Source organism: Candidatus Chloroploca mongolica (assembly GCF_004762035.2).
Lineage (GTDB): Bacteria > Chloroflexota > Chloroflexia > Chloroflexales > Chloroflexaceae > Chloroploca > Chloroploca mongolica.
Map to the genome: position 1 here is coordinate 37389 of NZ_SIJK02000007.1, position 26429 is coordinate 63817.

Below are 26429 nucleotides of genomic sequence, written 5' to 3' on the forward strand. Positions count from 1 at the left end.
GGTCGCGAGCATGTCAGAAATTCCTGAGAGCAAGGGCGTTCCGCCCTCGAACGCACCCCGAGGGCGAGACGCCCTCGCTCCCAGGAAAGGCAGAAAATTTAGTTGACAGACTACGTATATGCCATGAGAAGTCATATAATTAAGGTTAAGTATAAATAGATGTACGCAAGTTGTCTACCAGTACTCATACCGATGCATCGGTATGATGCGCACCACGTACGGTCAGGGTCCATCCCGTCTGTTCACGTAGACGAGTGACGGCCTCGGTCAATTCAGCCCTGCTGCACGAGCCCTGCACTCGCACAACCACCTCACGGGTGGCGCTCTGCAGGGCCGGCGAACTTTGCGCCGTCAGGCCTGGTGGCAAGGCTTCACGCGCCGCTCGCATCAGCGCATCCTGGTGAGGCTGCGGCCAGAGCCGTACGGTCCAGCCGATGAACGCCGCCAGCTCAGCCAGTTGTGCTGCATAGGATGAACGAGCAACCAGGGGAAAATGGAACCGCAGCGTGACAACCCGCGTTTGCTGGTCAGCACTCGCTTTGTAGCAGCCGCTCGCAGGGCCAAACCAGGAACGCGCGGTGCTCAAGGCAAAGTTGAGTTCGCTTGGCATAGCTCCTTCAGGCGGCGCAAAACTCGCCTCATCCACCGCCACTGACCCTTCCGCCTCCTGCGGCACCCCGGGCACTCTGAGCACCAGACGTAGCCCCGTCCGCTGCTGAAAGGCCGCTTCAACAGCGGCAATGGTTGCCGGATCGACGCTGCCCTGGCAACGTACTTCAACCCGCCCTTCCTCGTGGTAGATCGCCGGGCTCCGCTCGGCCTGCAAGCCATCAGGGAGCAGTTCAAGGGCCAGCGCAGCCAGTTGCGCCTGGTGCGGATACGGCCAGACGGTCACGGGCACGCCCGCTTCGGCAGCGATCTGCGTGATCGCCTCGGCATCACGTTCCGCAGCAATCACCGGAAAAAAATAACGGAGCATCACCGCTCCGGTCTCCGCATCAATACTGCGCTGGTAGAGATCGGGGGCCGCCCCGAGGTGCTGATCAATGATCGTCTGGATGCCCGCACTGTTGATCCGTGGCCCGGTGCGACGACCACCACCCGCCGCCAGCACCCGGCGCACCTCGGCAGGTGCAGGCAAACGCCACAAACCCGGAACAAGGGGCAACGACATAAAATAGGCGCTGCCAGCTTCCAGGCTAGCTCCGGCCTGCGCTTCCTGCTCAATGGTAACCTCCGGGCCATACCAGACCCGCGCAAGCTCACGTACACTCATCGTCTGCATGCCCGAGCCATCGCGCAGCGCCGTCCAGAGCCGTTCGAGTCCGGCGGTCTCAAGCGGATCACCGTTGCCCAAGGCATAGGCGGGCGCGGCAGGTTCGGGCGAAGGAGGGAGAACCACCCGCCGTCCCCCACGCGCCGCCGGCGCAACCGTCAACGTCTGACCATCCTGAGGGGAGATCAACTCGGCCAGGCCAACGAGCCGTGCCGCCAGCGCCGCACGCGCCTCGGGATCGCCATGCACCAACGCAACGGTACGCGGCTTGAGCGTGCGCACCAGCGCGGCCAGTTCGTCGCCATCGGCATGCGCACTGAGCCCGTAACGCCCGATCTGGCAGGCCACCCGCACCGTACGTGCGCCAAACGTCATCTGGCGACGCTCGGGCTGCGCATCAGCCAGATCAAGCAAGCGGCGCCCCGGCGCCTCCTCGTCGAGGTAGCCACTAAAGAAGATCGCCGCCTGCGGCTGCTCGGCGAGGCGCTCGGCATACCAGACCGACGGGCCACCGGTGAGCATCCCCGACGAGGCAATGATCGCACCAGGAGGCCCGGTCAGCACACGTTCACGTTGCATCTGGTTCTCGACGGGCTGAATACGACTGCTGAAAAAGGGCCGCCCGCCGCCCAACACATAACGACGGAGCGCGGGGCCAAGCGCATCAGGAAACGCGGCGTAGGCCGCGCAGACCGAACGAACGAGTCCATCAACGGCAATTGGAAACGGCGGAATCACGCCATCACGCTGAGCGGCGCGCAGAATCAGAATCACCTCTTGCGCCCGCCCGAGCGCAAAGGCCGGAATCAAACAGTGGCCGCCGCGTTCGATCACCTCGGCCACCGCCTCGGCCAGACGCCGCTCTTCGATCGCCCGATTAGGATGCAACCGCGCCCCATAGGTACTCTCGAGCACAAGCAGATCCGGGCGTAGCGGCGCAGGCGTCGCCGCCCCCAGGATCGTCCGTTGCGGCGTGATGCTGACATCGCCGCTGATCACCAGACGCCCATCCTGGGCCTCAAACCCGAGGCTCACAGCCCCGGCGATATGGCCGGCTCGCTGCGCAGAGACGAGCACATCAGGCAACTCGGGCAAGCGCTGCTCGCCAACCGCAAGCGGACGGAGGCGGCGCAGCGTCGCGGCGACCAGCGCATCGTCATAGAGCGGCAACTCAAGTTCATCGGCGGCACGACGGGCCATCACCCGCACCGCATCACCGAGCATCACCTCCATCAAGCGCAGTGTCGCCGCCGTCGCATAGATCGGCACCCCCGGAAAGCGATCAGCCACTAGGGGCAAAGCACCAATATGGTCAGCATGGGCGTGCGTCACCAGGATCGCATCAAGGTGAACCCCAGCGAGGGCGGCCAGATCAGGCAAACGATCGCCGCCATCCATACGCACCCCGGCATCAACCAGCACATGCCGCCCCCCAAGCGCAACCAGTTGACAGGTCGCACCCACGCCACTCGCACCACCAAGAAACTGGATCTGCATATCATTCACCTGCTGTCAGCTACGCTGGCAGCGTGCGCCAGCACAAGAGTCGTTCCTTCGCGGAAGAAACCAGGAGGGAGTGCCGACTTCAGTCGGCTTCCGGCTCAGCCGACTTCAGTCGGCTTCCGGCTCAGCCGACTGAAGTCGGCACTCCGGTACGCCCGATGGAATGGGTAAAACCCAGAACGCCTCGGCGACGGTCTGCAAAGTCGGCCTTCGCCGGCTTGCTCAGGCTACTCAGATGGCCTTTGCAAACCAAAAGCCGAGCCGTTCACGACGACGGAAGAAAATGCAATCGCCCTAGGGCTACGCCCCTCTAGCAGAAAAGCCCGCTGCAAGCATGTTACAATACCATAAGAAGATATGGCTGAGGAAGATATGAGCCCAGAATTACCCCAGGGTGTTGCCCCTGCAACACCTCTACTAACGATGCAACGTGATGTAGTGCGCCAGGCCATGAGCCGGTCGTTTGCGTTGACTATGGACGAGTTGCTGGTTCTACGCGACCTCGATGGGCAACCAATGCGCCCGATGCTACCACCGCCCGGTGTCACGCCCCGCGACTCAGCGGCCCTGCTCCTGCTCTATCCGAGTGAGGGTGAACTCTGGCTCCCCCTGACCGTACGCTCGACACGCCTCACTACCCATCGTGGCGAGGTCTCGCTGCCAGGAGGACGGACTGACCCACAAGACGATGGCCCTATCGGAACCGCCCTGCGCGAAGCCTGGGAGGAATTGGGCATTAGGACGAGTTATGTCGAGCCACTCGGTACACTGACGCCTTTTTATATCCCACCAAGCAATAGCCGTCTCACCCCGGTGGTCGGCCTCAGCCTCGTTGAACCTGACCTCCACCCCAACCCCGATGAGGTTGAGGCTGCCTTCAGCGTGCCGCTTAGGTGCCTCTTTGACCCGGCGATTGTCCAGGAGGAGATCTGGGAGCGTGGGTCAGTACGCATGCGGGTGCCCTTTTTTGCCCTCGAAGGCTATAAAGTCTGGGGGGCCACAGCGCTCTTGTTGAGCGAATTATTAGCCCGCATGCGCCGAGTCGCCGAGTCGGTTTCAGTTGACACGCCCCCTGGCTAGGGTATAATGAACCTACATCAAGCATCCGTACAAGGTACCTTGCTATGCCGTGCTTCCTCATCAGAGGGTTGTTCAGGCAAAGATAGCAAAAGGAGTGAATCATGTTAGGACTGGGATGGGGCGAATTAATTGTTATTCTGGTGATTGTGATTGCCATATTTGGTGCCGGACGCCTTGCTGGCCTCGGGAGCGCCCTTGGGGGCAGCATCCGTGAGTTCAAGAACGCCGTGAAAGACGATGATGCAGCACCAACTACTACAACTGAGACCAAAGCCGAGCGTGAAAGCAAGGTGTAACGCCCACACCTAAGGGCGATTACATCTTCTGCTGGTACGTGACGCTATGTCCGTGCGCATCATAGGTCAAATCTACGGATGCCCCCCATGCACCCACACCATCGGCGTCAACGCCTTGGCGAGCAGGGGCGAAGCCGACCTTCGTCGGCTTGATCAGGCCACACAGGTGGCCTTCGCTGACAAGGAGCCGAGCCATTTACGGCGACGGCAGATGATGCAATCGCCCTTCGCCCTACCTACGGGCTGCTAGCTTGAAAGATGTGTTGCCCAGCCTGGGGCGTCAGAGAGGTGTGATCTGATCACTTCTCTGTCGCCTTTTTCATTGTACGTGTGGACACAGGCTTCGATCGGACGTCTGACGAAGCGAATCGCTAAATCGTCTGTCAAGTACGTTTTCCGCTCTGCTCGCGGCCTTATCATGCCGAGCGGAGTGAAGCACCTCTGGGCGTCTGGACGCCGCGATCCTTCGCTCCGCCTGCGGCTCCGCTCAGGATGACAAAACGCCGGGAAAGTTCGCGGGCCGAGAGCGCGGCCGGCCCGCCTTTGCTCCCGAAGCGGGCGGGCCGCCCGCGCCCCCAGGAAAACAAGAAAAGTTCGTTGACGGACTACTACCTCTTTATGGAACGAGAATATGGCAGTTGATTATTTTGACCAGGCAACCATCCAGGTACAGGCCGGCACAGGCGGATCTGGCGCAGCAACCTTTCGCCGTGAAAAATTTATCCCCCGCGGTGGCCCCAATGGCGGCGATGGTGGCCGTGGAGGGCACATCTATCTGCAGGCCGACCCCAATCTTAATACGTTGCTCAGTTTCCGTTATGAGCGCTCGTTTCGTGCCGAGTCGGGTGGCAATGGACAGAAAAATAAGATGTATGGGCGTCAGGGCGATGATCTGGTGATCAATGTGCCGCCAGGGACGGTTGTCCGTGCCGTGATCGATGGTCAAACCTACGAGGTTGACCTCGCACGCCCCGGACAGCGCTTGCGGGTGGCGCGTGGCGGACGCGGGGGCCTTGGCAATGTTCACTTTACCTCATCTGTGCGGCAGGCACCGCGCATCGCTGAACTCGGTGAGCCAGGGCAAAAGCTGACTCTCGATCTCGAGTTGAAGCTCATTGCCGATGTTGGTCTCGTTGGCTTTCCCAATGCTGGCAAGTCAACGCTGCTCTCGGTCATCAGTGCCGCCCGCCCCAAGATTGCGAATTACCCTTTTACCACGCTCCAACCCAACCTCGGCATGGTTGATGTGGGTGAATATGATCGTTTTGTGGTTGCCGATATCCCCGGGTTGATCGAGGGTGCCCACGCAGGTGTCGGCTTGGGACACGCTTTTTTGCGCCACGTCGAGCGTACCCGCGTGCTCATTCATATTATTGATGCCGCCGGGGTCGACGGGCGCGATCCAGTCACCGATTTCCATCAGATCAACGAAGAATTGCGGCTCTATGAGCCTGAACTGGCCCAACGCCCCCAGGTCGTTGCCTTCAATAAAATTGATCTGCCCGAGGCCCGCGCTAATCTCGCCCGTCTGCAGCACGAGCTTGGCCTTGACCCCGAAGATTGTTTTGCGATCTCGGCGGCAACGCGCCAGGGTATTGAGCAACTGTTACGCCGCGTAACTACCCACCTGCGAGCAATGCCAGTCCCCCATCTGGAACCGGTTGAACCCGATGAACCACCCCTCACCTGGCCGGTACCTGAGGTCGAAGAGAATGTCTTCTCGGTTGAACCCGAAGGCAATGGCTGGCGCGTGCGCGGCATCAAGATCGAACGGCTGCTCAAGATGACTAATTTTGACCAGATCGAGGCCGTTGACCGCGTACAACGCGTCTTTGAGGCGACCGGGATCAGTCAGGCCCTCCTTGAGGCTGGCCTCAACGAGGGCGATATGGTCTATATTGGCGATATCGAACTCGAATGGGATAGTCAGCGTTTTGAGTGAGCCCACCGCACGATGACACAGGCAGACTCACCCAACCGCCTGTCCAGGATCATTGTTCGTCTCTGGCCACAGGCCGGCAACCTGCCACTCCGCGATTTCACCATCTTGCAACGCGAGGTGGTTGGCACCCTCTATGGGGTGGTGCTCTTCGTGTGTATGCTTGGCTGGCTCACCGTCGCCACTGATCTCGCTGACTTGCAGGCCAACTGGCTGCTGATGCTCAGCGGGATCATCTTTATTGTTATTATCAATCAGTTGAGTTTCTTCTGGATTCTCCGCCAGCCTGATGGCGAGACCGAGATGATCAGTGGCAATCTGAGTGTCTTGATCGGCCTGGCAACGCTGCTGATTGTCGGCCCCGGCCTGATCTGGATGTTGTTGCTCGCCCACCTCTTCGAGCTAGCCCACCGCCTCTGGCAGTATCGTCTCTTTGTCCAGCGTTGGAATGTGATCCGCAATTCGCTCGTCTCGCAAAGTACCCTCGGGCTGAGCTACCTGAGTTGCTACTATGCGTTCACGATGCTCGGCGGTAGCCTGCCCCCGAACGATCTTGGGCTGACAACGCTTGGCGCGATGCTCGGGGCCTTGCTTGTCTTTAGCGCGGTGTTGCTCGGTTGTTTTGCCGTGCTCTTTCTCCTGCAGATCGTGCTCAAGCAGACAGCCGGACGGCGCATGGGCATGCAGTACCTCACCCGTTTTGTTGGCTTGACGATCATGCCCCCGCTGCCGTTTGCCCTGCTTGGGGCGGTTGTCTACAGCGCCTATGCCCTGACCGGTTATCTCTTCTGGTGCATAAGCGTGGTGATGATCAACCTGATCGCCCACTGGCTCAGCAAATCGGTCGCCGCAAGCGATCAGCGACGCGAAGAACTCGCCCGTCTCGAAGCGCTCGGGCGCAGTATTTTGACCAGCCCTCCCGAGCTTGCTGCTCTCCCCACACTACTTGCACAGCACGTTTCCGGCATGTTCCGCGAGCGGCGGATCTGCATTGGGCTCTTTGATGATCAGATCTTGCTGCGACGACCTGCCGATGAGCCAGTTGATACGCCGCTGCTCGCCTGGCTCGCGGCGCATCCAGTCGAGCGGATCTGGCAACCGCATGAAACCCCACCCTGGCCCGGGGCCGAAGGCCGCTTTGTGCGCGTCACCATGCCGATCCGTGCCGTCGAGAACGAACCCGCCATTGGCATGATCTTTCTTGAACTGGGCACGCTCGAAGGCGATCCCGAAAGTATGTTGCCTGCCCTGCAAACCCTGGGCGCAACGATTGTTTCGGCGATCCATCGGGTCGACGAACACCGCCGCACGCTGCGGCTCCATCGCTTTGATCAAGAACTGGCGATGGCCGGGCAGATCCAGGCAAGCTTCTTGCCCACAAGCATCCCCACCATCCCCGGCTGGCAACTCGCCGCAACCCTCCGCCCTGCCCGCGAGACCTCCGGCGACTTCTACGATCTCGTCATGCTTCCCGGTGGCTGCCTGGGGCTTATTATCGCTGATGTCGCCGACAAAGGAACCGGGGCCGCCCTCTTTATGGCACTCTCACGGACGCTGCTGCGTACGTATGCGTTTGAGTATCGCGATGATCCCGCGTCGGTCTTGCGTGCCGCCAACGAACGTATCCTGATGGATACGGACAGCACCATGTTTGTGACGGTCTTTTATGGCATCCTCGACCCCGCCACCGGAACCTTGCGCTACGCGAATGCCGGCCACAATCCGCCCTTTTTGCTGCGTCACGATGGCTCACTGGCGACCCTGACCAATACCGGCGTGCCCCTCGGCATTGATCACGAACGCACCTGGGCAACCCGCGACATCACCCTTGCGCAGGGTGATGTACTCGTCATTTATACCGATGGCATCACCGAAGCGCAGAACGAGCACGAAGAGATGTTTGAAACCAGACGGTTGCTCACCGTTGCCCGCACCACCACCGACGCCCATCAACTGCAAGAGCACATTCTTGATGCGGTGACGACCTTCGCCGGCAACGCCGCACAATCCGATGATATTGCCCTGTTGATCCTCGCCCGCCACTAGAAAACCATGTCGTTCCCGCGCACGCGGAAACCCAGGTCTCGGCACAATACCTTGCAAAGAAGGCGGTTGTTTTGACGCAAAGGCGCAAAGGCGCAAAGCTGCAATCACCCTACGTACCGCCCGGCCAGAGGGCGACCAGTTCTTGCCAGAGATAGACAAAAAACTCGGGGAGGCGGGTGAAGAAGCCGGGATCAAAAACAAAGATCAGCGTCAACCCTACGACAAGGGCCAGAAGGATGGCCAGGATGACAATGGAGCGACGCGATATCATCCGCGGCATCGCGATCCCACCAAGGGCTGGCGGCGGTTCACTGATTTCAACATAGTGCAAGCGCCGAAACTCGTCCATGATCTCTGGTGTCTCAAGCCCCAGGTAGCTCAGGTACGAGCGGAACATCTGCAATGCAGCAGGGCCACGCGGCAAGAGCGTGAACTTCTCGTCTTCAATCGCCTGTAGATAGGACATCCGGATTTTGAGTTCGTTCTCGATCTGCACCAGGGTCAAATGCCGCCGCTGACGCTCGTGGCGAAGTCGTGCTCCGATGCCCGCGTGCTCATCAAGATCAGGGGCAAGGATCGTTTTGGATCCACCCGAAGCAGCAGGCGGCATGCGGAGCATCGCCATCTCTTCGGCTTCCGTCATAAAGACCCGATCTTCATCAGGAGGGGTGCGTTGTGGGCCAGGGGCAACCGGTGGCGTGGCAACTGCGGTTGGACGAACCGAGCCAGTCGCGCCAGCAGGTTGGGCAGGCGTTGGCGCTACCGAAGCCGCTGGGGAGGTCATCGATGGCTCGGGCTTTGGCAGAGCAACAGACACCGGCTCAACGACCGGCGGCGGGGGTGTCACAACAGAACGAGCAGCCGCACTTGCGCCACTGCTCATATTGCCAGTCGCGCCTGGCGCTAGAGCCTGGGCAGGCTCAACCGTACCTGGGGTAGCCATACCAACCGAGCGAGTCTTCTTCGGTACGGCAGCGACACGCGCACGCAACCGTGCCACCAGTTCGGCGGAACGATAGGGTTTGCTCACATAATCAACCGCACCCAACGTAAAGGCGCGAACCACATCCTCTTCACGCGAAGCAGCACTGAGCACAACCACCTGGGTGCGGCCGGCCAGCCGTTCAAGGACATCCCAGCCAGCCTCGTTCCCCGAACGAACCTCGATCATCACCAGATCGGGCTTGTGTTTATGAAAGAGTTGCTCGCCATAGACCAGATCACTGCTGTTGATAACTTCAAAATCAGCAAGTTCAAGCTGGATGCTCAGGCGCGTCAACAAAGTCACATCATCGTCTATAATCAGAATAGAAGGCAAGCCATCGCTCCTCGCCGGTTTCAGCAGACGGTGATACACTTATCCGGTCGAGGCGATTATACCATAGTAACTATGCAACATTTATATGATGTCATTGTCATCGGTGCCGGTCACGCCGGGTGTGAAGCTGCCAATGCAGCGGCACGCCTCGGCTGCCGTACCCTGCTCCTCACGATTGATCTCGATAAACTGGCCCATATGTCCTGCAATCCAAGCATCGGTGGGCCAGCCAAAGGCCACCTGGTGCGCGAACTTGATGCGATGGGTGGGCTCATTGCCCGTGTGACCGACCAGACGGCCATCCAGATCCGCCTGCTCAACGAGAGCAAAGGGCCAGCTGTGCAGTCACTGCGTGCGCAGTGCGACAAGCGGCTCTATGCCCAGGTGATGAAAGAGACGCTTGAGCGCATGCCCGGGCTTGATTTGCGCCAAGCTATGGTCGAGCAGATTATCCCCCTGATGCCCACTGACCCGACCGATCCCAGAGCAGCACGTTTTACCGTTGTCACCCACACTGGCTGGCAGTACCAGGCACGGGCGCTCGTGCTGACCACCGGAACCTTTCTGCGTGGCCGTGCTGTCACGGGCCAGGCGACATGGGGGGCCGGGCGTGCAGGCGAAGCACCGGCCATGGCGCTCGGCAATGATCTCGCCTCACTCGGCTTTCCGCTGGTACGCCTCAAAACCGGCACCCCTCCACGGATCGATGCCCGCAGCATTGATTTTAGCCAGACCGAGATCCAGCACGGCAGCCGCGTACCCTACTATTTTGGGCACTATTATGCCGATCTCGAAGCCCCTCCCGCCCCAGCTTACCACGGCGAACCAGCCGCCATCTATCCTGCTGCGCTGCGTGAAGGGTGGCGCCCCCAACTCCCGTGTTATCAGGTCTATACCGGGGCGGACTTTCATCGCCTGATCCGTGCAAATCTCGACCGTGCGCCGCTCTTTAGCGGGGTGATCGAAGGCGTTGGCCCGCGCTATTGCCCCAGCATTGAAGACAAGATCGTCCGTTTTGCCGACAAAGAACGTCACGGGTTCTTTCTTGAGCCTGAAGGCTGGAAGACCCACGAAGTCTATGTGCAGGGGTGCAATACCTCGTTACCCGAAGATGTGCAGTGGGCTATGTTGCGCACTATTCCGGCCCTGCGCAAGGTAGAGTTGATGCGCATTGGCTATGCAATTGAGTATGATGCCGTGCGTACCGGCGAGGTCGGGGCCGATCTGCAAGCGCGGCGCCTTGCCGGGCTCTTTCTGGCCGGGCAGATCAATGGTACCACCGGCTACGAAGAAGCGGCTGCGCAGGGGCTGATGGCGGGTGTCAATGCGGCTCGTTTCGTCCAGCAGGCTCCGGCGCTTATCCTGCGCCGTGACCAGGCCTACATCGGGGTGCTCATTGATGACCTCGTCACCAAAGAGATCCACGAACCCTATCGCATGTTCACGAGTCGTGCCGAACATCGTCTGTTGTTGCGCCAGGACAACGCCGATCTCCGGCTGAGCCCGCTGGCCCACGAACTGGGGCTGATCGACGCTGCCCGCGCTGCCGCTGTTGAACGACGACGCGACGACGCCGAAGCCCTCTACACAACGCTCATCGAGCGCCGGATTTTCCCATCTGCTGACACCAATGCCCGACTCACCGCCGCAGGGATTGGGGCACTGAACAATCCGGCCAGTGCCGCCGACGTGCTTGCCCGGCCCCATGTCGGCTATCCGCAATTGCGCACTGCGCTGGATCTGCCTGAAGCAGCACGGGAGATCGAGCAACTGGTCGAAGTCACATGCAAATATGGGGGCTACATCGAACGGCAACAACGTGAAGTCGAACGGATGCGTAAAATGGAAAGTCGGCGCATTCCTGACACCTTTGATTACCAAGGGCTCAACGGGCTCCGCAACGAAGCGCGCCAGGTCTTGCTCCGGTTCCGTCCAGCAACGCTTGGGCAGGCGAGTCGGCTCGCAGGCATCAACCCTTCTGATGTCGCCATTTTGTTCTTTGCCCTGGAACGCCGCAACTCGGGAGGCAGCCTGTAACCCGTCGATCTATACTAAAGGGAAAGGGCAACCTCAAACCCTTCTGTATGGTCGCATCTTCCAGATCCAAGCCAAGGAGCGCTCGTATGCAGAGCCCGAACAGTGTCGCCGGGCAATTTCGCACCCTCGAGATGACGGTGCTTATGACACCGGATACGGCAAACTTCTCAGGCAACGTCCACGGTGGGCATCTGCTCAAGCTACTCGATCAAGTTGCTTTTGCCTGTGCCTCGCGCTACGCAGGATCGTACGTTGTCACGGTGTCAGTTGACCAGGTGGTGTTTCACGAGCGAGTTCATGTTGGGGAACTTGTCACCTTCATTGCTTCAGTCAATTACACCGGCAAAACGTCGATGGAGATCGGGATTCGGGTTGTTTCAGAAAATATCACCGAGCGTTCCATTCGCCACGTTCTGACCTGCTATTTCAACATGGTGTCCGTTGATGAAGAGGGTAACCCACGCCCCATTCCATCGGTGCCAATTGAAAATGCCGAGCAGCGTCGCCGCTGGGCGGCGGCCAAGCTCCGTCGCGATCTCCGCAAAGAGATCGAAGCACGCAGCCTGGAGATTCGCCAGCACCCCGAAGATATGCTCAGCGAACTGAGCCCTGAGTCAGCTTGAGTCGTGCTTGCCTGACCGCACCACAACGAAAAAAGACGGCAACCTATTGGTTGCCGTCTTTTCTGTGCCGAAGCAGGGCGAAGGCATGCAAAAGACCTGCCATCCAAATCCACCGTGATGACAGGTCTCCTCAGTTGTCAGGGGCAGCTCGTCCTAATTCATCAGAATATCGTCGCAAATCAACTCGACACTTTCAATCCGGCGACGCCGATCACCCACAGCACCCCCACTCTCGAGATGCTCGGGCCACGCCCCGTGGAAGCGCCAGCGTGCGCAGGGGCGGCCAAACTCATCAATCGCAACAATCGAACCATCGTGACGCTCGATATGACCTTCAGCATTCGCATGTTCCCATTCTGGCAGCATGTCATCGAGCGCGATTCCCTCAGCCAGTACCACTCGCTCCTCGTGATTGGGAGAGTAGACATCGAAGAGATCAATGGCATCAGGGCCAAAGTAGAACTCGACATGGCGATGCTCAACTTCAAGACCACTGCAAGAGCCAAAGACACCCCGTGGAACACCATCAACCTCGACAAGGTAGCGAACATTGGCAAAGGGATTGGGCAACTTTCTGTAAGCCATGGTTACCTCCCTCGTAAACGTAGTCCTGTCAACAGATCCTGCAAGACCCTGTCTAACGAACCTCTTCCCGCTGTGAACAATAACGACACATCCCCTGTCCCATGCAGTATAACCCCACAGGCGCGGCTGTAGGGTGGTAAGATGCATCCTAACAGTTAAGAGAGCATTACAGGGATGCCAAGGGACGTGAATGAGGAACAGGCAATCAACGCCACACAGCCCCCACGACCAGCGCAACTGGTCGTGGGGGCCACCAAGAACCTAACATCCAACCTGCTTATTCTCGTCACGCAGAGGGGTATTGAGGGTATTCTCTGCCTGGTGACGGAGTTCTTCGGGGTCAAAGCCACGGGGAATAGCCCCACCGAAGGTGATATCGGCCACCAATTCGGGGCGATCTTCCTTCAGCGTACTCAGCTGCTCCATTGTAAAGACACGCGACTCATCAAAGGCCAGGTCGACCTCCATCTGCGTCCCATTCATATGGACACGTCCGAGGTCATAGAAGCGCTTGGTGACGGTCGTCTTCATAAAGGCTCGCAGACAACCGAGCATATATTTACGCTTGACGGGATCTTTGATGAAGGGATACTCAAAGAAGGCCTTGCGCATATAGAACCGGGCATAGTTGCGCAACACACCCTTGAGCACATCTTCGCGATCCATTGCCTCGGGCTTCATGATCGGGGTGACAAAGTTGTACTTGCTATAGTCACGCACTTCGACCTTATCACCCAGTTCCTCGAAGAGTTCGGCAAACGGCCACGGCGTATACATATTCCAGTTGGCCATGTCCGGCTTCCAGTCCTGCGAGAGGCGATAGGTCTCTTCGATGGTTTCGGGCGTTTCGTTCTCCATGCCCATGATGAACTGCGCTTCGGCAACCATCCCATGAGACTGGATCATCTTGATGGCCCGCTTATTCTGCTCGATCGTCGTCTGCTTGCGGAAGCGGTCAAGGTTCATCTGGGCGGCAGCCTCGGTGCCAAGCGAGATATGCATCAACCCAGCCTTGCGCCAGAGGGGCAACAGGGCTTCGTCACGCATAATGTCGGTTACACGGGTATTGATCCCCCAGAGCACGGGCAACTTGCGACGCGCCAATTCTTCACAGAGCGCCGTAAATTTCTTGCGGTTGAGGGTCGGCTCTTCATCGGCAAGGATAAAGAAGCCCACGTTGTAATCACGTACCAGCGTCTCGACCTCATCGACAAACTTGAGCGGGCTGCGCGAACGATATTTGCGCCAGAACTTCCACTGCGAGCAGAAACGACAAGTAAAGGGACAGCCACGGGCAAAGTTGGGCACGGCGACCCGTACATTCATCGGAACATAAATGTACTTGTCCCACTCGAGCAGGCTCCAGTCAGGCGTCAGGGTATCAAGATCCGCAATCGGATCACGTGCGGGCGTCGCCACAACCTTCTCGTTCTCGAGATAGGCAATGCCCTGGATCGTCGCCCGATCTTTGAGATCACTCCCGGCCTCAATGCTCTTGAGCAACTCAACAATGATCTCTTCACCCTCACCACGCACGATGTAGTCAATCCACGGTGCCTCAGACAAAACCTGGGCATACATAAAGGTTGGATGGACGCCACCGAGGATGAGCTTGGTGTTGGGCAACAACTCACGCGCCATCTTCAGGGTTTCTTGGGCCTTGATGATCATTGGGGTGATCGCTGTTGCCAGAATCACGTCAGGCCGGTTGCGCTCGATGATGACCCGCAATTGATCATTGGGGATGTCGAGCGTCATGGCGTCAATGAAACGAACATTGTCGAATCCGGCCGTCTTAAGCGCGCCTCCGATGTAGGCGACCCAACTCGGCGGCCAACTGCCCGCGATTTCAGCTCCGCCCGCGTGGTAATTGGGCTGGATCATCATGATCCGCATAGCGGTCTCCCTTGTTGATGGGGCCGTGATGGCCCTGCGACTGACAACAGACTCTGTACTACAAAAACCTACGAGAACGGAGGCCAGTGCCTCCGGCGAACGCCCCTTGTCAGGGGATGGTCACCTCGAACGTACACGCATCAGCGCCCATCGCGCCACATGCCGTTTCACGAACCATGAGTTGCGGGTTGATCAAGGGACGCAAGAGAGTTTGAAAACAGTGGGTGTAGTAGTGGCACAACGGCGCATCAGTTGCCATCCCACGACACTCGGGGCTGTCGGCCAGACAAATGGTGGCCCCTCGCCGCCCCACGTCGTAGCTGAAACGGCCGCTGCCAGCAAAGGTCCAGGCATGACCAGCGATCGCCTTCAAAAAGATGCGCAAACCGAGTGAAGCGGGCAACCATGGTAAAAGGATCCGGATCGGTGCAGGAATACGGTTGGCGAGCAAATAGTCGGCAGTGCGTTCGCCTGAACGGGCCAGCACCTTGCCGGTCGCCTCAAAACCGAGATCGGTGCGCAAGGCGTTGATCAGCGCCATAAACACTTGCTCATCAACCATGTCGGTCGGCAATTGCTCGTTCAACGCGCTGTGCCCAATCCGCTCCAGGATCGCCCGGGCAGCCTCGGCACCATACAACTCGTTGAGCGCCCCCACCGTCTGGATAATCGAGTTAGGGCCAATGCGCACAACACCTGCCGGCGCGTGTGTTGTATGCATAACAGAACCTTTCACCATGAAAACAATCCCATGACATTTCATATCATGACAGCCCGCGAAAAGTCTACCACGCGGGCTCGGGTCGAAGGGTAATGATCGCTCAACACTACGTAAGGTTTTCTTCTCTGATTAGGATGAGCCGGGATGCTACCATGAGACAATATGAGCGTCATAGTTGACGAGATAGGGACTGCGTATGTCTACTGCCTCTCCCCCAAGGTCACCCGCTGACCAGGCGAATGACAAACGCCTCAAGATCCTTGAGGCGACGATGAAACGCCACCAGTACCGCGCCGATGCGTTAATCGAGGTCTTGCATAAAGCGCAAGAGTTGTATGGGCATCTGACCGAAGATCGGTTACTCGAGATTGCCCATAGCCTACACCTTCCGCCCAGTCGTGTTTATGGGGTGGCGACGTTTTATCATTTCTTTAGCCTGACCCCTCAGGGCGAGCACAGTTGTACGGTCTGCCTTGGGACAGCCTGTTATGTCAAAGGGGCGATGGAACTGCTCGCGACGCTCGAAACCGAGAGTGGCCTGCGGGCCGGGTCAACCTCTGCCGATGGCAAGCTTTCACTGTTGACTGCTCGCTGCCTCGGGGCGTGCGGCATTGCGCCTGCGGTGATCGTGGATGGCAATGTGGCCGGTCATGCCGATCCCGAAGTGATGCGAGCACGGGTGCGTGCGTTGCTCGATGAGGATTGAGGGGTGTGATGGAATTTCAGGATCTTCAGATCATGGCCGAGCAGGAGCGAAGCCGCCGCAAGGCGATTCGGATCCACTGCTGTACCTCCTCGGGATGCCAGGCTTCGGGTGCGCTTGAACTCTTTCATCAGTTGCAAGCGGCGGTTGAGGCGGCAGGACAGAACGAGCGGGTTGACATCGTTGGCGTCGGGTGTATGGGCTTTTGCGGCCAGGGACCGATGGTGAGTGTTGAAGCTGATGGGGTGCTCTTTGAACATGTGCGCCCTGAACAGGCCCCCGAAATTATTGCTTCACTTGATGGCGGCCCATGCAACGTCAAACAGGGCGACCACGCCCATCCGTTTTTTAGCCGTCAATTGCATATTGTGCGGCGTAATGGCGGCGTGATCGATCCCGAACGGATCGAGGAGTATATTGCGGTCGGTGGCTATCAGGCGCTCTATCATGTGCTCCACGAGATGAGCCCGGCTGAGGTGATTGATGCGATCACCCGCAGTGGTCTGCGCGGGCGAGGCGGGGCCGGCTATCCGACGGGCCTGAAATGGGCAACGGTCGCCAAGAGTCCCGGTGAACGCAAATTTGTCATCTGCAATGGCGATGAGGGCGATCCCGGGGCTTTTATGGATCGCAGTATTCTCGAAAGCGATCCGCATCTTATCCTTGAAGGGATGAGCATTGCGGCCTATGCGGTCGGGGCCGATCAGGGCTACCTCTATGTGCGCGGTGAGTATCCGCTCGCGATTGCGCGCCTGCAGAAGGCCATTGCCCAGGCCAGAAAACATGATCTGCTCGGGAGCCAGATCTTTGATACGAGTTTCAACTTCCGGGTTGATATTCGGGTCGGGGCCGGCGCGTTTGTCTGTGGCGAAGAGACGGCCCTGATCGCGAGTATCGAAGGTCGCCGCGGCCAACCCCGACCCCGGCCTCCTTATCCCGCTGAACACGGCCTCTGGGGCTATCCCACGCTGATCAATAATGTCGAGACTTTTGGCAATATTGCGCCGATTATCACCAATGGCGCCGACTGGTACGCCGGCATTGGCACGGAACGCAGCAAAGGCACCAAGGTCTTTGCGCTTACCGGCAAGGTGCGCAATACCGGCTTGATCGAGGTACCGATGGGGATGACCATCCGCGAAATTGTCGAAGAACTCGGCGGCGGTACCCCCGATGGAACCCCGGTCAAAGGGGTGCAGACCGGTGGCCCCTCAGGCGGCTGTATTCCCGAAGCCCTCTTTGATACCCCCGTTGATTACGAGTCGCTCGCCGAGGTTGGCTCGATTATGGGCTCGGGGGGCATGGTGGTGATGGATGCCACCACCAACATGGTGGAAATCGCCCGTTTTTACATGGAATTTTGCATGGACGAGTCATGCGGCAAGTGCATTCCCTGTCGCACGGGAACCGTGCAAATGTATCGCCTGCTGAGCAAAATCAGTGCTGGGCAAGCAACGGCAGCCGATCTGGCGACCCTGGAACAACTCTGCCACCTGCTGCGCGAGACGAGTCTCTGTGGCCTGGGCCAGTCTGCGCCCAATCCCGTGCAGAGTACGCTGCGCTATTTTCGTGAGGAGTATGAACGGCTGCTCCGCAAACGGGTGAGGATCAATCTCACCAGTCGCTGAGGAGTGTGTGAAGTAAGTTTTTTGATGATTTGACGCAAAGGCGCAAAGGGTGTTGACACCACCCCCAACCCCTAGCGTTATAAGGATGATGGCATGGCCGCGAGAACATTGACGATTAATGGAACGCTGATCAGTGCCCGCTCGAATGAGACGGTGCTGGAAGCAGCACGTGAGGCCGGGATCAGCATCCCGACGCTTTGCCACCTGGATGGCCTCTCTGAAGTAGGTGCCTGTCGGCTCTGTCTGGTTGAGATCGCTGGCTCGGCCAAACTGCAACCCGCCTGTCATACCACCGTCACCGAGGGGATGGAGGTACAGACTGATACGCCCCGCCTCAAGGCCCACCGTCGGGCGATCGTTGAACTGCTCTTTGCTGAACGCAACCATATCTGTGCCGTCTGTGTCGCCTCGGGTCACTGTGAATTGCAACAACTGGCCGTCGAAGTTGGGATGAGCCACGTGCGCTACGAGTATCTGTCGCCAGATTGCAGCGTTGATATTAGCCACGCCCGCTTTGGCATTGACCATAATCGCTGTGTGCTCTGTACTCGCTGTGTGCGCGCTTGCGACGAGGTCGAAGGCGTGCATACCTGGGATATTGCGGGACGTGGAACGAATGCACGGGTCATTACCGATCTCAATGTGCCATGGGGCGAGGCCACGAGTTGCACCTCCTGTGGCAAGTGCCTCCTGGCATGTCCGACCGGGGCAATCTTTAGTCGTGGCAGCACCGTGGCTGAGCTTGAACGCGATGCCAGTCGCATTGCCACGATTGTGGCAGCCCGCAATGAACGCTGGTGACCCCTCGGCGGGGTAGGGATCAAGCCTGATCGCCCATCGAACCTCGCCGAAGCATAACGATGGAGAGACGATATGAACCGTCTGAAACTTGCGACTGTCTGGTTGGGAGGGTGCTCGGGCTGCCATATGTCGCTCCTCGATCTTGATGAATGGTTGATCGATCTTGCCGCCCACGTCGATCTGGTCTATAGCCCGATTGCAGATCAGAAGACCTTTCCCGAAGATGTCGATCTGACCCTGGTCGAGGGCGCGATTGCCAATGATGAGCATCTCGAATTGATCCAGGATGTCCGTGAACGTAGCCGCATGGTCGTTGCGCTCGGCGATTGCGCCGTCACCGGCAATGTGACCGCGCTGCGCAATCCACTTGGCGAGGCGCGCAGCATCCTGCAGCAGGTCTATATTGAACACGGCGACCCCCGTGGGATTCTGCCGAGTACGCCAGGGATTGTCCCGATCCTGGTTGATCAGGTCGTCCCGATCCATATGATTATCCCCGTTGACCTCTTCTTGGCAGGTTGTCCTCCTTCTGGCCCACGCATCCGCGCCGTGCTCGAAGCCTTGCTGGCAGGTACACCTCCTGAACTAGTCGGAGGGTTCGGGTAAGCGCGACACCCAAGCAACGCACTTGGACGCATATGGCCCTCGCCAGAGGCCTATAGAGGAACGACCTATGACACAGACAATCGTGATCGATCCTGTCACCCGTATTGAGGGACACGCAAAGATCAGCATCTATCTCGACAATGACGGGTCGGTGCGCGATGCCCAGTTTCACGTCACCGAGTTTCGTGGCTTTGAGCGCTTTTGCATCGGGCGGCCCTTCTGGGAAATGCCGGCGATTACGGCCCGCATCTGCGGTATCTGCCCAATTAGCCACATCCTAGCATCGGCCAAGGCAGGCGATGCTTTGCTTGCTGTCGAGATTCCGCCGGCTGCCGATAAGTTGCGACGGCTGATGAACCTCGGCCAGATTATTCAGTCCCACGCGCTCAGTTTTTTTCATCTCAGCGGCCCCGACCTGTTTCTTGGCTATGAGAGTGACCCGGCGAAACGCAATATCTTTGGACTAATTGCGGCTGAACCAGACTTTGCCCGCGGGGGCATTCGGCTCCGCCAGTTTGGGCAAGAGATCATCGAGGCGCTCGGTGGGCGCAAGATCCACCCCGCCTGGGCGGTGCCCGGCGGCGTCCGTTCGGGGATGAGTGCAGAGGTGCGGGCGGCCTTTCGCCAGCGTTTGCCCGAAGCAATGGATGTCACCCGCAATGCGCTGGCACGCTTCAAGACCGTGCTTGATGCCAGTGACGAAGAAGTTACCAGCTATGGCTTCTTCCCTAGCCTTTTTGCGGGCATGGTGACACCCGAAGGCAACTGGGAACATCACGGCGGCAAACTGCGCGTGCGTGATGCCGAAGGCCAAATCCTGGCCGACCAGGTCAAAGCTGACGACTATCAGCAACTCTTTGGTGAAGCATCGGAAGCCTGGAGCTACCTGAAATTCCCGTATTATCAACCCCTCGGCTATCCCGACGGTATCTATCGGGTGGGGCCATTGGCGCGCCTCAACGTGTGCGACCAGGTAGGGACACCGCTCGCCGACGCAGAACTGACCGAGATGCGCCAGCGTGCTGGGCACCGGATGGTCACGGCAAGTTTCTACTACCACTATGCACGGCTGATCGAGATCCTCGCGGCGCTTGAACTGGTTACTCAGTTGCTCGACGACCCCGAGCTGGGTTCGAGCGTGTTGCGCGCCGATGCCGGGGTCAATCATCTCGAAGCCGTCGGATGTAGCGAAGCCCCACGGGGGAGCCTCTTCCATCATTATCAGGTCGACAAGAACGGCCTGATCACCTATCTAAACCTGATCATCGCGACAGGGCAGAATAACCTGGCAATGAACCAGACCGTCGCGCAGATCGCCCGCCATTACCTGCGCGGGGATCGCCTCGAAGAAGGTTTGCTCAATCGGGTCGAGGCCGGCATCAGAGCATATGATCCGTGCCTGAGCTGCTCGACCCACGCGGTAGGCCAGGCGGCTTTTGCGATCAGCCTGATCGGCCCCGATGGGCGTGTGGTGGATCACGCGGTGCGGTAGGGTTTGGGGGCCTACGACCACCAAGAATCTCCCTTGTGCTGGCGAAAACGGCCGCGAAGCTGGTCGTTTTCGCCAGCACAAGAATAGTTGTTAGGGCTGCCACCCTAACATTGGGCGCAAGCCCCCAAGAAGCGCTTACGCAGTTCTATGCTATAATTGTCGCACACAACAAAGATACATTGCAACGCCTGTGGTCAGGTATCGAGGAAGAAGCCAGCAGCACCCGCGCCTTCCTTGCCACGGGTTCGTTTTGTACCCGAGGAAAGCAGCTTTTTTATATTAAAGGCAAGCACGTCTTATGAAGTTGACCTGTCTGCAAGATAACCTCAAACGTGGCCTCGCCACAGTCAGCCATGCAGTCGCCGGCAAAAGCACCCTGCCTGTCCTCTCTAATGTGTTGCTTGCCACCGACGAAGGTCGGCTGAAACTCGCGGCAACGAATCTCGAAGTTGGCATTACGCACTGGATCGGGGCACAAATCCAGGAAGAAGGTGCCGTGACGGTGCCAGCAAAATTACTGGCAGATGTCATTGGGAGCCTGCCCAATGACCGGGTGACGTTGACCCTTGATGCCCGTACGCAGACACTCAAGGTCGAATGTGGACGTTTCACAAGCAATATCAAGGGTATCGAGGCAGACGAGTTTCCAACGATTCCGTCGATCACCGGGCAAGAGCCACTCACCTCGCTGCCTCCTGATGTGCTGCGGGAAGCAATTGACCAGGTAGTCTTCGCGGCCGCAACCGATGAGTCGCGCCCTGTGCTTGCCGGTGTGCTGGTGCGGTTGAACGATACGCGTCTCTTTTTCGCCGCTGCCGATGGCTTTCGTCTGGCAACACGGAATGTGCCCCTGCCTGAACCAGTCGCGCGCCAGAGCGAATTCATTGTGCCTGCCCGGACGCTCGCCGAGTTGGCCCGGATCGCCAGCGAAACCCAGGGCCAGGTGAGTATCACCGTAGCCACCGGGGGCAGCCAGGTGCTCTTCCATACCGAGACGACCGAGCTTGTCTCGCGGCTTATTGATGGACGCTTCCCCGATGTCGAGCGGATCATTCCCCAGCAACACATAACCCGCTCGGTGCTCGAAACGAGTGAGCTCGCGAAGGCAGTCAAACTTGCCTCGTATTTCGCTACGGCGAGTCAGAACGTCGTGAAATTGACGATGGAACCCGGCGGCGAACTTGGCCCAGGACGGGTGATCATCAGTGCGAATGCCGCCGAAGTTGGTGATAATACCGGCGAAATTGATGGTATGATTCAGGGCGAGGGCGGGCAGATTGCCCTCAATGTCAAATATTTGACGGAATTGCTCGGGGCAATTAAGAGTGCCCAGATCACCTTAGAGACCCAATCGCCCCAGAGTCCCGGGGTCTTTAAGCCCGTTGGTCAAGATGGCTATATTCATATTATTATGCCCATGAGCATTCGCTAGGTTGTCGAAGGACGATCCATCAGCTATACTACTGAGTCAGTTCTGGAAAATGTAGCATCGTAACGCCAGGCATAGCTCGTCGCGATTTACGTGCTCGTGCGCACTCTGGATCAGTGCAAGGGAGCCGTTCTTGAGTATCAATTCGATTGTACTTGTACATGCCCATGCGATTTTTCGCGAAGGTCTCCGCCATCACATCATGGCCTTGCCTGATACCATCATCGTCGGGGAAGCAGGGCATGGTCAGCAGGCGATCCAGATTGTTGATCATAGCAACCCTGATCTGGTGTTGATGGATGTCGATCTACCCGGGGTCAATGGGCTTGAGGTGTCACGGGCGCTGAAACGCACCCATCCGCAAACGGGTATTATTCTCTTTAACACCTCAATGGAAGGTAGTTCGGTGGTGAAGGCAATCCGGGCCGGCGTCGCAGCCTATGTGCCACGGAATATTGCCTGGCCCGATTTGCTTGAGTTGATGAACGAGGTGCGCAATGGAGGCTATCCGATCAACGATCTGGTGCTCTCGCTGCCCGAGGTCGCCGCTCAGGTGATTGCTGCGTTTCGCCAGATGGTTGTTGATGAAGATACGCAGAGTATCTATTCGCCACTTTCGCCTCGTGAGCTTGAAGTGATCGAACTGGTGGCCGCCGGTCGTACAAATAGAGAAATTGCGTCCAGGCTGGATATTAGCAATCAGACGGTTAAAAACCATGTCTCTTCGATCCTGCGCAAGCTTGCCGTTAATGACCGAACGCAGGCGGTCGTCTATGCGATGCGCCGCGGCTGGATCAAGGTGGTGCTTCCTGGTGATTGATCAATGACTCTAAACCGCTTCTCGCGCGCTCTGCTCGCGCTTCCACTGATGCTGATGATGCTGCTCGCCAGTTGTGATTTGACCACGGCTGGGGAACGCGAAGAGATCGCTGGGATCGAGACGATCCTGGCCCTGACGCCTTCGCCAACCCCGACCGCCAGCAGTACACCCGCGCCAACCAGTACGCCGACGATCGCGCCTACTCCTAGCCCAACGCAACCACCCACACTCACTCCGTTGCCAACGAGTACGCCGTTGCCCCCAACCCCTACGCCGAATCCGGCGCTCGTCGGGTTTGGCTTCTGCGATCAATTCGTTGGTGATCTGCGCGGTCTCTTTTCAGCCCGCCTCGTATCAGTCGACATCAGGGGCAATCCGGCCTCCGAGCAGGTTGTCCTGAATTTTGAACCCGCCCCTGGGGCCAACCAAATCGGTGCGCGCGCGTCGTGTGTGACTGCCTACGGCAATGATCAGACGCTCCATCACCTTGAGGTCTACCTCCCCGGCTGGATCAGGGATGCCCGTTTCGAGGAGTCGGTCGCTGCGCTCACTGAAGCTGTCACCAGCACACGGACAATTGCCGGGCTGCAGCTTGTGCCTGCCGATGATGGTGAGGCCGGGGCGGTGGTGAAACTCACCCTGAATGAGCCGCTGCCGTTTCGGCTGAACCTCAGTGGTGATCCGGCAACGCTCACAATCGCGGTTGCCCGTACGTCGCCCCTGAGCAGCGCAAATGATCCGCTGGCGCTCGGTGTCGATGCTGCCCGTGCTGAACTCGCAGCCCCCCTCTTTATGCTGCTCGATGGCGATATCTGGCGCATCGAGCACGGAAGTGATGCCGCTACCGATGCGATCAGTGCCGAAAATGCTGGGGCCGTCAATCTGACCGACTCGCCCGAGACCGAGACACATCTTGCGGTCAGTCACGATGGCTCGCTCGTGGCGTTCTGTCGCGCCTTGCCCGGGCTTGATCCCGCCGAAACTGACCTCCCTGTACCAAGTACGCTCTGGTTGATGGAAGCAGATGGCACGAATCAGCGCCCCATCGCCCAGATTGGCGTCAGTTGTGCCGATCCAGCGTTTAGCCTTGATGATAAGAGTGTTGCCTTTGCCGTAGATGAGACCGGGGCGATGCCGATCCAGCGCGCCATTTATAGTATCCCCACCACCGCGAGTACGCTCCCACGCCGCATGCACGAAGGCGTGGATGAGTGGGGTCGCACCAGCCCCCAGTGGCTGGATAACGGTGATATGGTGATCGCGGCTACCTCACAAGATGGACGGAGTACGATCTTTTTGCGGCGCGCCAATGGCACGGTCGTTGATGTCGGGGCAGCCATTCTCGTACGCGATGATGGCGAGACTCCCTATAGCGCACTCGGGCAGCCACTCGTGGCCCCTGATGGCAAACGTTTTGCGGTTGAGGCTTGGCGCAACGATGAGCGTGGTGCCGACCTGGTGGTTCTCGATGCCGACGGTACGATCCTTGATATCCTCGGCACAGAAACCTTGATCGACATCGCGCCGGGGCCCAGGCTTACCCCAACCATCAGGCCCACCAGTACCGCGGTACCAACGGTGACACCGACTAGTGTCCCCACCGAGCCCGTCACCACCACGACCACCGCCGAACCAACGCTCACGCCAACGGCTACCACCGAGCCAGAACAAACGGTGACGCCTATCGCGACACCGCTACCAACGGCCACACCGCTGCTCGAACCAGTGCGCGAGGGGCCTTTCTGGACAAGAGCACTTGGTTGGGATGATAGCGGTCATTTGGTCTATCTCACAACGCTCTGCGCAAGTCAGGCAGTACAGGATTACCAGATCTACCGATGGAACGGTGCGCAACGTACCGAATTGATCCTGGCAGGCCAGCGTACAGGTGGCCTTGGTCAGACAGTGATGCAAGGCAATCAACTTGCCTATGTGCTGACGAGCTCACCGGCAGGGCCGCGTGGTCCAGTTGCGCTCACTCCGCGCAACCCGGTTGAACTCTGGCTCTGGGATCTTGCCGAGGGTACGCGTGGGCGGTTGCTCGTCACCGAGCGTGGGATGGCTACGTTGCAGCGCTAAAGACCTGATGTTATGGTTGTACATGGAAAAAAGCCAGCTACGCTGGCTTTTTTCCATGATCAGGCGTCAACGTTTAGGCGTGAAACGTTACGACGACTTTCCCAAACTGGACTTTCGCCTGGTCGGGGAGTGGGGTTGGGACGTTGGGGAGCAAGCGCTCGCCGTTGATCCGTGTGTGGTTGGTGCTATCGAGATCGGTCAGCATCCACTGACCGTCTTTGTGCGTGATCCGTGCATGCTTGCGGCTGACGCCACCTGTTTCACCGCCAAATGAGGTCAGGTCAATCTCGGGAAAGATACTACTCACCGGATCTTCGCGGCCGACGATAATTTCGGCCCGATCAGTGGGCAAGGTCAGCATTTGCCCGCCGTCAGCGATGACAAAATGCGGTCCGAGCGGCGGCGGGGCGACCGGGGACGGCGGGGCGACCGGGGCCACCGCAGCCGGGGCCGGTGGCGCAACGGGGGCCACCGCAGCCGATGCTGCATCTGGAGCAAGGCCGAGTTTATTCAATTCATCCTGGGCACGGATCAGCACTTCACGTGCTTCAGCGAGACCAGCCGCGACGGACGCCGGTGTTGCTGCCCCAAAAGTGGCCTGCATTTGCTCAAACTGACTGATGATCTGTTGCTGGCGGGCCACCGTTGCCTGCAAGGTACTGACCACCGCAGGGTCAACTGTTGGGGCAGGGGGAACAAGCGCTGCCAACGAAGCCTCGATCCGAGTATAGGCCTCACGTGCCTCGGCCAGACCAGCGACAACTGCGGCGGGCGTGGCGGCCCCAAAGGTGGCTTGCATTTGCTCAAACTGAATGATGATCTGGGCCTGGCGGGCAAGCTCGGCCTCGAGTTCGTTGCGCTGTGCTTCGTAGGTCGCGACATCCACTGGCGAAGGTGCGACCGGCGCGGACGCGCTTACGCTTGGCTCGGCCTCTAGCGCTGGTGCAGGAGCGACTGGCTCAGCCACGATGGGCATAGGGGACACTGGTTCGGGTTCAGGTTCATGGACAACCGGCACCGCTTCCATCACGGGGGCGACCGGCGCGGCCTCGATCGGGGCAGGGGCCACCGGCTCGGCCTCGACAGGCGCAGGGGCCACCGGCTCGGCCTCGACGGGTTGGGCCTCGGGTTCACTTACAATCGGCACCGCCTCCATGACCGGCGCAGGGGCCACCGGCTCGGTCTCGACGGGCGCAGGAGCGACCGGCTCTGGCGTCGTTGCTGATGACTCGGGGGCGGCTGGAACCTCAAGGGGCACCTGAGGGAGCGAAGGAGGCGACGCTGGCTGAGACGAAGCAGCAGCAAGTTGCTGCCAGAGCATCTGCAAATCGGCACCACAATTATCACAAAACGCCTCACCGGGCAAGACCGAAGCACCGCAACTCGGGCACACCGGTGCCGTCGGCAGGACTGGGGCAGGAGCAGCAGTCACAGCCACGGGAGGCGGAGGCGATGCTGGCTGATCATTGGTCAAACGAGCGCCACACTGGTCACAAAAGCGATTGGCTGGATCATTCAGCGCACCGCACGAGGGACAGGTAATCATCATGA

Annotated in this window: 21 protein-coding genes; 15 read left to right on the plus strand and 6 right to left on the minus strand. The window is 59.0% G+C overall.

The window, feature by feature from the left end:
• Window positions 1-184 precede the first annotated feature (184 nt).
• A complete protein-coding gene (locus tag EYB53_RS05665; protein ID WP_135477243.1) occupies window positions 185-2773 on the minus strand; it encodes an MBL fold metallo-hydrolase in 2589 nt (862 codons plus the stop codon).
• Window positions 2774-3136: 363 nt separating this feature from the next.
• Here EYB53_RS05665 and EYB53_RS05670 point away from each other — a divergent pair, with 363 nt between their 5' ends.
• From EYB53_RS05670 to EYB53_RS05685, 4 genes are all read left to right on the plus strand, one after another.
• On the plus strand, window positions 3137-3859 hold the full coding sequence (locus tag EYB53_RS05670; RefSeq protein WP_254150914.1) for an NUDIX hydrolase: 723 nt from the start codon (window positions 3137-3139) through the stop codon (window positions 3857-3859).
• 98 nt (window positions 3860-3957) lie between these two features.
• Window positions 3958-4155, plus strand: coding sequence for a twin-arginine translocase TatA/TatE family subunit (tatA, locus tag EYB53_RS05675; RefSeq protein WP_097651868.1), 198 nt, complete (start codon window positions 3958-3960; stop codon window positions 4153-4155).
• A 631-nt stretch (window positions 4156-4786) separates the two neighbouring features.
• Window positions 4787-6097 carry a GTPase ObgE gene (gene obgE / locus EYB53_RS05680; protein ID WP_135477244.1) on the plus strand — a complete coding sequence of 437 codons (1311 nt, stop codon included), beginning with the start codon at window positions 4787-4789 and terminating at the stop codon, window positions 6095-6097.
• A 12-nt stretch (window positions 6098-6109) separates the two neighbouring features.
• Window positions 6110-8140 (plus strand): PP2C family protein-serine/threonine phosphatase, encoded by a 2031-nt coding sequence (locus EYB53_RS05685; protein WP_135477245.1) that lies wholly within the window; start codon window positions 6110-6112, stop codon window positions 8138-8140.
• A 109-nt stretch (window positions 8141-8249) separates the two neighbouring features.
• Here the strand turns inward: EYB53_RS05685 and EYB53_RS05690 are convergent, their stop codons facing one another.
• Window positions 8250-9458 (minus strand): response regulator, encoded by a 1209-nt coding sequence (locus EYB53_RS05690; RefSeq protein ID WP_167857277.1) that lies wholly within the window; start codon window positions 9456-9458, stop codon window positions 8250-8252.
• A gap of 72 nt (window positions 9459-9530) precedes the next feature.
• On the opposite strand from EYB53_RS05690, the gene mnmG reads away from it, so the two are divergent.
• Window positions 9531-11495 carry a tRNA uridine-5-carboxymethylaminomethyl(34) synthesis enzyme MnmG gene (gene mnmG, locus EYB53_RS05695; protein WP_135477247.1) on the plus strand — a complete coding sequence of 655 codons (1965 nt, stop codon included), beginning with the start codon at window positions 9531-9533 and terminating at the stop codon, window positions 11493-11495.
• Window positions 11496-11581: 86 nt separating this feature from the next.
• On the plus strand, window positions 11582-12118 hold the full coding sequence (locus EYB53_RS05700; protein WP_205712586.1) for an acyl-CoA thioesterase: 537 nt from the start codon (window positions 11582-11584) through the stop codon (window positions 12116-12118).
• A 153-nt stretch (window positions 12119-12271) separates the two neighbouring features.
• Here EYB53_RS05700 and EYB53_RS05705 read toward each other — a convergent pair whose 3' ends face one another.
• The 3 genes from EYB53_RS05705 to bchJ form a co-directional block, all read right to left on the minus strand.
• A complete protein-coding gene (locus tag EYB53_RS05705; RefSeq protein ID WP_167857278.1) occupies window positions 12272-12703 on the minus strand; it encodes a phage tail protein in 432 nt (143 codons plus the stop codon).
• 261 nt (window positions 12704-12964) lie between these two features.
• The gene (gene bchE / locus EYB53_RS05710) at window positions 12965-14599 is read right to left on the minus strand and encodes a magnesium-protoporphyrin IX monomethyl ester anaerobic oxidative cyclase (protein WP_135477249.1); all 1635 of its coding nucleotides are present in this window, start codon (window positions 14597-14599) and stop codon (window positions 12965-12967) included.
• Between the two features lie 109 nt (window positions 14600-14708).
• Window positions 14709-15320, minus strand: coding sequence for a bacteriochlorophyll 4-vinyl reductase (gene bchJ / locus EYB53_RS05715; RefSeq protein WP_135477250.1), 612 nt, complete (start codon window positions 15318-15320; stop codon window positions 14709-14711).
• Between the two features lie 196 nt (window positions 15321-15516).
• Here bchJ and hoxE point away from each other — a divergent pair, with 196 nt between their 5' ends.
• The 9 genes from hoxE to EYB53_RS05760 all read left to right on the plus strand — a co-directional run bounded on the left by hoxE (window position 15517) and on the right by EYB53_RS05760 (window position 24878).
• On the plus strand, window positions 15517-16026 hold the full coding sequence (gene hoxE, locus EYB53_RS05720; RefSeq protein WP_135477251.1) for a bidirectional hydrogenase complex protein HoxE: 510 nt from the start codon (window positions 15517-15519) through the stop codon (window positions 16024-16026).
• Window positions 16027-16034: 8 nt separating this feature from the next.
• The gene (locus EYB53_RS05725) at window positions 16035-17651 is read left to right on the plus strand and encodes a NuoF family protein (protein ID WP_135477333.1); all 1617 of its coding nucleotides are present in this window, start codon (window positions 16035-16037) and stop codon (window positions 17649-17651) included.
• A gap of 93 nt (window positions 17652-17744) precedes the next feature.
• Window positions 17745-18452, plus strand: coding sequence for a bidirectional hydrogenase complex protein HoxU (gene hoxU / locus EYB53_RS05730; RefSeq protein ID WP_135477252.1), 708 nt, complete (start codon window positions 17745-17747; stop codon window positions 18450-18452).
• 72 nt (window positions 18453-18524) lie between these two features.
• The gene (locus tag EYB53_RS05735) at window positions 18525-19058 is read left to right on the plus strand and encodes an NADH-quinone oxidoreductase subunit B family protein (protein WP_135477253.1); all 534 of its coding nucleotides are present in this window, start codon (window positions 18525-18527) and stop codon (window positions 19056-19058) included.
• A gap of 67 nt (window positions 19059-19125) precedes the next feature.
• Window positions 19126-20550, plus strand: coding sequence for a Ni/Fe hydrogenase subunit alpha (locus tag EYB53_RS05740; protein WP_135477254.1), 1425 nt, complete (start codon window positions 19126-19128; stop codon window positions 20548-20550).
• Between the two features lie 35 nt (window positions 20551-20585).
• Entirely contained in the window at window positions 20586-20852 is a 267-nt protein-coding gene (locus EYB53_RS05745) for a hypothetical protein (protein ID WP_135477255.1), read from the plus strand.
• Window positions 20849-21982: a DNA polymerase III subunit beta gene (dnaN, locus tag EYB53_RS05750; RefSeq protein ID WP_135477256.1), complete on the plus strand. Its 1134-nt coding sequence runs from the start codon at window positions 20849-20851 to the stop codon at window positions 21980-21982. The genes EYB53_RS05745 and dnaN overlap by 4 nt, the downstream gene beginning before the upstream one ends.
• A 130-nt stretch (window positions 21983-22112) precedes the next feature.
• The gene (locus tag EYB53_RS05755; RefSeq protein WP_135477257.1) at window positions 22113-22799 is read left to right on the plus strand and encodes a LuxR C-terminal-related transcriptional regulator; all 687 of its coding nucleotides are present in this window, start codon (window positions 22113-22115) and stop codon (window positions 22797-22799) included.
• Between the two features lie 3 nt (window positions 22800-22802).
• Entirely contained in the window at window positions 22803-24878 is a 2076-nt protein-coding gene (locus EYB53_RS05760) for a TolB family protein (protein ID WP_135477258.1), read from the plus strand.
• Window positions 24879-24951: 73 nt separating this feature from the next.
• Here the strand turns inward: EYB53_RS05760 and EYB53_RS05765 are convergent, their stop codons facing one another.
• Window positions 24952-26427: a double zinc ribbon and FHA domain-containing protein gene (locus EYB53_RS05765; RefSeq protein ID WP_254150915.1), complete on the minus strand. Its 1476-nt coding sequence runs from the start codon at window positions 26425-26427 to the stop codon at window positions 24952-24954.
• Window positions 26428-26429: the final 2 nt, after the last annotated feature.